At 66.8% G+C, this 6,987-nt stretch carries 4 protein-coding genes and 2 pseudogenes; 1 reads left to right on the top strand and 5 read right to left on the bottom strand.

All coding sequences use genetic code 11. The features are described from left to right. The 5 genes and pseudogenes from AO398_RS26345 to AO398_RS29560 all read right to left on the bottom strand — a co-directional run. Window positions 1–710 (bottom strand): annotated as a pseudogene (locus AO398_RS26345) (hypothetical protein); the annotation flags it as partial. A gap of 130 nt (window positions 711–840) precedes the next feature. Next, window positions 841–1,869, bottom strand: a complete 1,029-nt coding sequence (locus AO398_RS26340) for a hypothetical protein (protein ID WP_058195160.1) — start codon at window positions 1,867–1,869, stop codon at window positions 841–843. Between the two features lie 1,645 nt (window positions 1,870–3,514). After that, window positions 3,515–4,405 (bottom strand): DUF3320 domain-containing protein, encoded by an 891-nt coding sequence (locus AO398_RS26335; RefSeq protein WP_058195158.1) that lies wholly within the window; start codon window positions 4,403–4,405, stop codon window positions 3,515–3,517. Between the two features lie 63 nt (window positions 4,406–4,468). Beyond that, window positions 4,469–6,007, bottom strand: a complete 1,539-nt coding sequence (locus tag AO398_RS26330) for a MobA/MobL family protein (RefSeq protein WP_160329360.1) — start codon at window positions 6,005–6,007, stop codon at window positions 4,469–4,471. 186 nt (window positions 6,008–6,193) lie between these two features. Then, a pseudogene (locus AO398_RS29560) lies at window positions 6,194–6,456 on the bottom strand (IS3 family transposase); the annotation flags it as partial. A gap of 218 nt (window positions 6,457–6,674) precedes the next feature. On the opposite strand from AO398_RS29560, the gene AO398_RS26325 reads away from it, so the two are divergent. After that, window positions 6,675–6,866, top strand: a complete 192-nt coding sequence (locus tag AO398_RS26325) for a hypothetical protein (protein ID WP_058195154.1) — start codon at window positions 6,675–6,677, stop codon at window positions 6,864–6,866. The last annotated feature ends 121 nt before the right edge of the window (window positions 6,867–6,987 follow it).

Here is a 6,987-nt window from a genome sequence, read left to right as displayed (position 1 = left end):
CGCTCCAGGCGCGCGCGACAGGCCCGCGGCGTGCTCCCGGGCCGCAGGGCGCCGCCGAGGTCGGGCAGGTCGAGGCCGGCGAGCGCCTCGGGTGCGAGGGTGATCCGGCGCGCCCGCGGGCACCAGCGCCGGATCACCGCGGCCATCACCTCCGGGTCCGGCTGAGGTAGCACCGCGCGGTGATCGGCGGCGGCGGCGAGCACGGCGGGCAGGAGCTCCGCTCTGGTGGCGAGGCCGACGACAGGCCGGCCGTTGGCCAAGGCAAGCACCGCCTCGGTCTCGGGCGCGGACAGACCTGGCTTGGGACGGGCGGCGGCCTCGACCACCGTGGCGCGCCCGTCGCTGAGCCGGCCGATCAGGTCGGTCAGCGGCCGGTACCACGCCGGGCTCGGGACCGTGATCACCGCCGCGATCGGCCGGCCGCGGGCGAGATCGCGCAGCAGCGCCCGGGGCAGAGCGGCCTCGGCCATGACCAAGACGACGAGGTCGGCGCCTGGGAGGCGGTCGGACCGCATCCTGGCGAGCGGACCGCGCCGGTCTGTATTCGTGTCGTCCCGGATCAGGACGGCGTCGAAATCGAGGGGCAGGAGGTCGTCGTCCGGATCGGGGACGGGGTTCGGCAGCGCGGGCGGCGTGGGGCGCTCCGGCACGGGAGTGGGCTGGGGAGTGGGCGGGACGGGGATCTCGGCGGACGAGTCGGTGTCGGTCATGGCGCAGGCTCCGGCGAGCGCCGGCGCGGGGCGCGGCGTCGCGGCTGGACAGGAGGTCGGGGCGCCGCACACGGGCGCGCGGCGAGGAGGGGCGATCGCGGGCGAAGGAGCGCGCGTCAGCCGCCGCGGGTCAGTGCCGGGCCCAGAGGCGGTCGCGCTCGTTGCCGCCGGTGATCACCCGGGTGGCGTTGACGAGGGACGGCAGGCCGAGGTCGCGCGTGAGACGCAGGCGGCCGTCGGCCATCGGCCGGACGAGGTTGGCCTCGCGCAGGGCTTGCCGCTTGCGGCTCAGGCATTCCTGGATGCCGCCGCGGTCGTCCCGGTTGAGGTGCGAACCGGCCCGCAGCACGGTCCAGCCGCCCGCGACGACGGCGTGGGCGCGCAGGCCCCGCCAGTCGAGGGTGAACCGCGCTGCGTCAGCGCGCGCGGTGAGGCCGGCGGGCAGGTCGAGGGCGTAGCCCGAGGGCACCGCGACTGCGGCGGCCGCGGGGATGGGCGCGGGCTCAGCGCAGGCCGCCGCTGCAAACGCCGGGGGTAGGCTCTCGACCTGGGGCGTGAGCACCGCGCCGCGCGGCTCCAGGTAGGGGCAGCCGAGGGCCACGAGCAGACCGCGCAGATCGGTGAGCCAGCGCGCGATTAGCGCCGGTTCGATCGCAGCGAGCCAGGACCGCCGCGGCACGGCGCCGACGACGCGGGCCCGGCCGGCGCGGGACGCCTGATGGGTCAGGGCCTCCTGTAGAGCGAGCAGTGCCGACTCGCTCATGGCGCGCGGCTCGGTCGCGCCGATCAGCACGACCTCCTCGATCGGAAGCGGAGGGTGCGCTCGGTGCCGGCGGAGGCGCTGCGGCGCCAGGACGGTCTCGCCCCAGCGGATTTCGGGGCGCTCGCCCGGCGCCTCGCCCCGATGGATCAGGGCGTAGGCGACGTGGCCCGCCAGCGCGGGCACCGTCAGGAGGCGGTCGATCTCTGCCAAGGGCGCGAGGCCCGCGACGAGCGGCGAGCACGGCGACAGGGCGAGACGGGCGCCCTCGGGCCGGTCGGTGAGCGGCACGAGCGACAGGGTCGGCCCGGTCGCCGTGACGGCGGTGAGGCGGGACGGCTCGGCCTGGCGGGCAGCCGTCATCGTGCGCGCGGCGCGCGCGGGATCGAACGTTGGCATGTGAGGAACTCCGGGTCAGGGTTGGTCGCAGACGGACGCCGACGCGTGCCCGAGTGGGCACGCGGTCGCGCGGCGAGGCGTGTGGAATGCTGCTGCGGTAGGCGTGCGCTGTGGCGCGCGGGCTACGCGGCGGCCCTGACGGGAGCGTGCGTGCGGCGGGAGAGCCCCGGGGAGGCTTCCGACCTGCGGTCGAAGTCGGTATGGAACGTCTCAGCCATGATCTTTCTCCTGAACAGTTAGATCGTGGTCAGGCCGTTATGGTGCTCGTAACACCATGACGGCCGCCCAGCGGAGTGCGAAGCGGCTGTCGCGCGGCTCGCAACGAGAACATAGCAGAAACCGGCCCTTTGAACAGACCTCAGTTTCTGGCATGCTTAACGCGAGATGACTGTGGCTGAGATATCGGGCCGATCGCACCGACCGACGTGATCGCACTGCTCAAAATCGGAGTGGCGAACCACATTCGACTGGCAAACGGTGCCGCAAGAGCGGGCTGGCCAGATCCCATCGAGTTGAGAGCTGTCGGAGCGGCACTGTTCCCCATCACCACACCGCGGACGTGTTGCGCCACCCGTGGCACCGGCCCGCGTACACACTCGGCTCGGGATGGCTCTGCTGATCCATCTGGATGACAAAACGTCGGCAGCCATCCCTGGGTATCGCCAAGGGTGCGCGGGTGAAAATTCGACGTGCGGTGCGGAAAATATCCCACGCACGATCCGCCGGATCTGCCGCACCGAAAGAAATCGGCGCCGTGGCGCGGGTGACGCGCCCGGGCGTTCCTTGTACGCCAGCGGCCGTTCCACGAAAGGGGGCAGGGTCGGCAGTACACAGGGCGCGAAACGTCAATCGGGAGGTTGCAGCCGTTCGGGCGCAGCAGCGAAGATTGAGCGCAAGCGCCGATCCAGGTTCACCATAAGGCACCCGAGGCCGACCACCGCACCGGCCGCGGTTACTCTGTTGCGTTGTAGCGCCATTCAAGAAACGCGCGCGCCTCTTCGAATAGGCAAATTCGTGTCGGACCTCCTCTGAGCGGCAGCAGCGACGTCAACCTCGTGAGCTGTCTGAGAAGGACTCGCATCGGAAGCCAGGAGATCCGTCGTATCGATGGTCTCTGCCGGCGCCACTGGCTCGACCCTGTCGATTTGTCGTCGCGCGATCTGAGCCAGTGCGGATGCGCTCACAAACTGCCCGAGATCGTCATATACCCAGACCTTCTCGACGCCGCCTGAACGAGCGCTGATGCGAGGAGGAGCGCTTCTTGGGGCGTCTCCCGAGAATCGCGGCTGGTGACGCCCTGACGGTCCGATACGATGGTGTAGGACATGATACGTACCGACGCTGTTGTGTGCCGAGCCTAAAAGCGGCAAACGGGATGCGCAACAACGATTGTAGCCTGCCACTCGGACGACATCCGATCCCATCAAGCCGACTGTTTTAGTCGCGAACTGCCACCCCGGTCGGTAGACTTGGCTCCTTGCCCGACATGCCTCGGCCGCCGACAACCACCGTCACCCCAGAGCAGACCAACAGCATCCGTACGGCCCAAGCCATGATATAGCCGTCCATGACCGATCTGGTCAGGTCGAGCAGAGCGAGGCGGCGTGAGTTCACCGCCGCGCACGCACAAGCCGCACGATGCGGCTCAAAGTCGTTTCGCGACGATGTCGCCGGCTTTGTACATTTGCGCGATCTCATCCTCAATTCGCGCCTTCAGGCCCTGGCTCTTAAGCTCGTAGCTCAGCTGCTCTGCTACTGACGCCGTGATCTCGTGCTTCGTGCTCGGAACCCGGATCAGGCGCTGAACGATGGCCGCGCGCAACTCGACCTTTGGAATCAGCTCCGAGCCGTAGATCTCTCTGAAAGACTTGGACCTTCTCCGAGGAACGGTCTTGTGGTCGATCGGCCAGAAACTCTCCTGGTCTCCGGCGATATGGCCACCATCCCTCAGTGCCGTGAGGTGCGATTTGATTGCGTCCTTCATAGCCGGAACGGCCTGAGCAAGGCCCCAGATCTTGCGGACCCGCGTATAAACCATCCCGTAGCTGATCGGCCCTTCCTCGGCGATCACGCGTATGAGATGCTCGCGCAGCGTTTCTGGCGATGACGCGAAGAATGCGTCTGTTACCTTGATTGAGGAAGCCGCCGCTTCCTTATATTCCGCCGGTTCGCAGATTGAAGTCTGAGTTAGCGTCTCGCCTAACAAAAACTTGATATTTGGATCCTGCGTGATCTGTTCTGAGCGTGTATCGGGGCGTGGAATGTCACGGAGCTGCTCAAGCAACAGATCGAGCGCTTCCTGCTCGCGGCCAGAGGCCATCACGCGCGCCTGCGCGACAATCGCCTCCTGCGAGGCAGGCGTGCCTTGACGGAGCAAATGCAGGACGACCTGTCCGCACAGGCGCTCCGACTGGGCCTTCAGACGTCCGGATCCTTCGCGAATCGCGCGTTTGAGCTGTTTGGCTTCCTGCCGGAGTTCGTCGGCGCGCTGTTGCGCGGCGTTGATAGCCCGTTGCGTCTTGAGAATGCCTGTCACCGTGGGACCTCCTCGCGTCCCACGCCATTTTCATGAGCGATAAGAAAGTCGCCAGCAGACGGCTCAGAAAAATTTCAACTCGGTTGATAGGTCTTTCTCGGCTGGTCCCTCAATCCGGGGCGGCAAATCCTGTGTCGCCGCCGGATCCGGTTTGCGCCTCGGCTTCCGCTTGCGGAAATCCAAGACTGCCGTCATCGCGAGATCCAGGCGCGCCTTCCACATCTCCCAGTGTGCGACGCCGGGGGGCTGGTCCCGAACGGCTTCTTGCATCAAGCCTAGGACATCCTCCTTGTCTGGATCTCCCGCTCCCGGCAGCCGCGCCACCGCCAAACGCTGCCGCAGATCCACGGCAACCCGACTCGACAGATCGGTCGCGCGGCTCGATCGACGACGCGAGCGGCGCGGCGGCTCGCGCCAAGCGGCTACGACCTTTCCGACGCCTTCCCAGGACAGCGGGCTCAGCGCAGGAGATGGCGTCGCCTCGCGTGGAATGCTCGATTGCCCCGGCTCAAACCAGTTTGGCGGCGTTTCGGCCTGGAACTGCATTCGCGTCCAGCCTTTCCGGTCGGCGAGCGCGAGCAGGACGATTCCCGCGGCGTTGTCGAGTTCACCCTCGATGCGGATCGTGTCCCCACCATCGATGATCGCGCGCCCTCCGACCGGTAGCGCGTAACCGTCGTTATCGAGAGAGACTGGTGGCGCAAGCGAGATCCCGGGCAGCGATAGTCGCCAGGTCTCCCATTCCGCTCGATCGAGTACGGGCGTGTTTGAGGCTTGCGGACTCATCGCGCAGGGCAGGGCGTCGAGGGCAGCGCGACGCGTTCTCTCTAGACTGGCGACCTTGAGTTCGGCGGCTGCGAGCCCGTCGTGGGTAACCCAATAATCGTGTCGCTCCTGTCGCTGCTGGTCCTGTCGGGCGAGAAGGTCGCGCGCGGCAATCGTGTCCGGGCGTCGGATATACGACCGAGGCAGCCGGTCCTCGGCGATCGGAAGACCGCGCGCCGCGTTCGAGCGGGAATCGAACACGATCGAGTGGCAGTGTCGAGCCGCAATTTCGTTGAGGGCATCGGCGACGTGTCGACGCGCCGCGCGACCACCGGCGTTGTGAAACCAGTCGGACAGCTCCCGGAACTTGTACGCTCTGAAACCATCCCTGCCCAGAAGCCGGGTCGAGATGAGTCCGTGTAGATGCGGATTGGGCAGCCCGTCGCGGGCTTCCTTGATGTGAAGGTCGACTTGCACAGCCAGCCCGGCATCTCGGAATCGTCCGTAGATGAGTTCGACTGCTTCCGCGACATGGGTGAGCGGGAGTTGACGCGGCCAGGTCACGTCCAAAAAGCGGGCTTCCTGCGCATCGTAGCGCTTCTCGGCCTGCGCAGCACAGGTCCACAGCGCGATGCGGTCGGCGGACCACGCCGGCGCGCCATCCGGAAGGAGAAGCCAATGCCCGATTGGCTCCGCCGATCCTGCCACTATCGGCGGCGAAAACGTCGCGTGTGAGACCTCGGTCTCGGCCTGGTACCGCGAGCGCTCAAGGGCCGAGGCGCCGCGCGCACGGGACACCGCTCCGAACGAAACACCGATCCACGTGACCGAGGGCAAAATCTCGAAACTCCGGGCGTTCGTTCAAAAGCCGATGTGTTAGTGAATACGCGCGCTCGCGCGAGGAGTGGCGCGCGTTATAGTACGGCGACGCTCAGCCGAAAGCCAGAAGGAGCATCCGCGTTTCTCCCTGAGAAGCCTGCTCGATAATGACCGCGGGTGGAGGACGCGCGGCGTGAACGGCAGGGCCGGTTGCCGAATCCCGTGTCGCTCACAAAGCACGTCTCATTGTAGAGCTCGCGGAACGCCAGCAGCGTGCGGCGCGGATCCTCGACCCGTGTCGTAGCCCTTCACACAAACAGGCTGATCTTAAGCGTGCGGATGAAGCGCTCCGAGCAACCATTGCCCTCCGGCGCGTGCACGAAAACAGGCGGATGCGCGATGCCCAAAGATGCCGGTTCCCCCTGGAAGTCGTCCGACATGTAGTGGTTGCGGAGATCGCGCCGCAAGCGCTGGCGGATCGGTTCCGACGCCTCGAAGCGCGGGCACGTCGCGCCGCCAATCTTTCACCATCGCGGGCTCCAACGCGACCAGCACGAGTTCGACCAGCACCAACACGAACAGCACCGCCGTGAGCACGGGCAGCAGCGGCACGAGGTCCAACACGACCGGAACCGTTCCGGCTGCTCCAAGCGTAGCGCTGACCCACAACACGGGAACAGGCGGCATGCACGTGATCAGCGACGGCTTGATCACCTACACGCCGTCCGCGAGCAGCGACACACTGTGTTACCAGCTGGCCAACGATCCGCTCATGACGACAGCCCCAGTCCTGGCCTGTGATGGCAGTGCCGATGGCCAGCATACGGTGACGGTCTGCGAGACCGATGCGGCTCGGCTCAGCTTAGCCCACGGGTGACCTGACCGGCTGGCTTTGGACCGGGCTGATTGAGAGGATCAGCGTGGACCAGAGGAGTTGGGGATGAAGCGAGGATAGAAGCCAAGTGCGGAGCAGGTCGTGCTGATGTTGCGCCAGATCG

The sequence above is a fragment of the Methylobacterium sp. GXS13 genome (assembly GCF_001455965.1).
Classification (GTDB): domain Bacteria; phylum Pseudomonadota; class Alphaproteobacteria; order Rhizobiales; family Beijerinckiaceae; genus Methylobacterium.
The sequence above is the reverse complement of the archived record's forward strand: the minus strand, read 5'-3'. Positions and strand labels throughout refer to the sequence as shown.

What these genes read in the sequence shown, in the direction of transcription:
- AO398_RS26340 (WP_058195160.1), bottom strand. Translation starts at nt 1,869, where the DNA reads ATGCCAACGTTCGATCCCGCGCGCGCCGCGCGCACGATGACGGCTGCC.
- AO398_RS26325 (WP_058195154.1), top strand. Translation starts at nt 6,675, where the DNA reads ATGCACGTGATCAGCGACGGCTTGATCACCTACACGCCGTCCGCGAGC.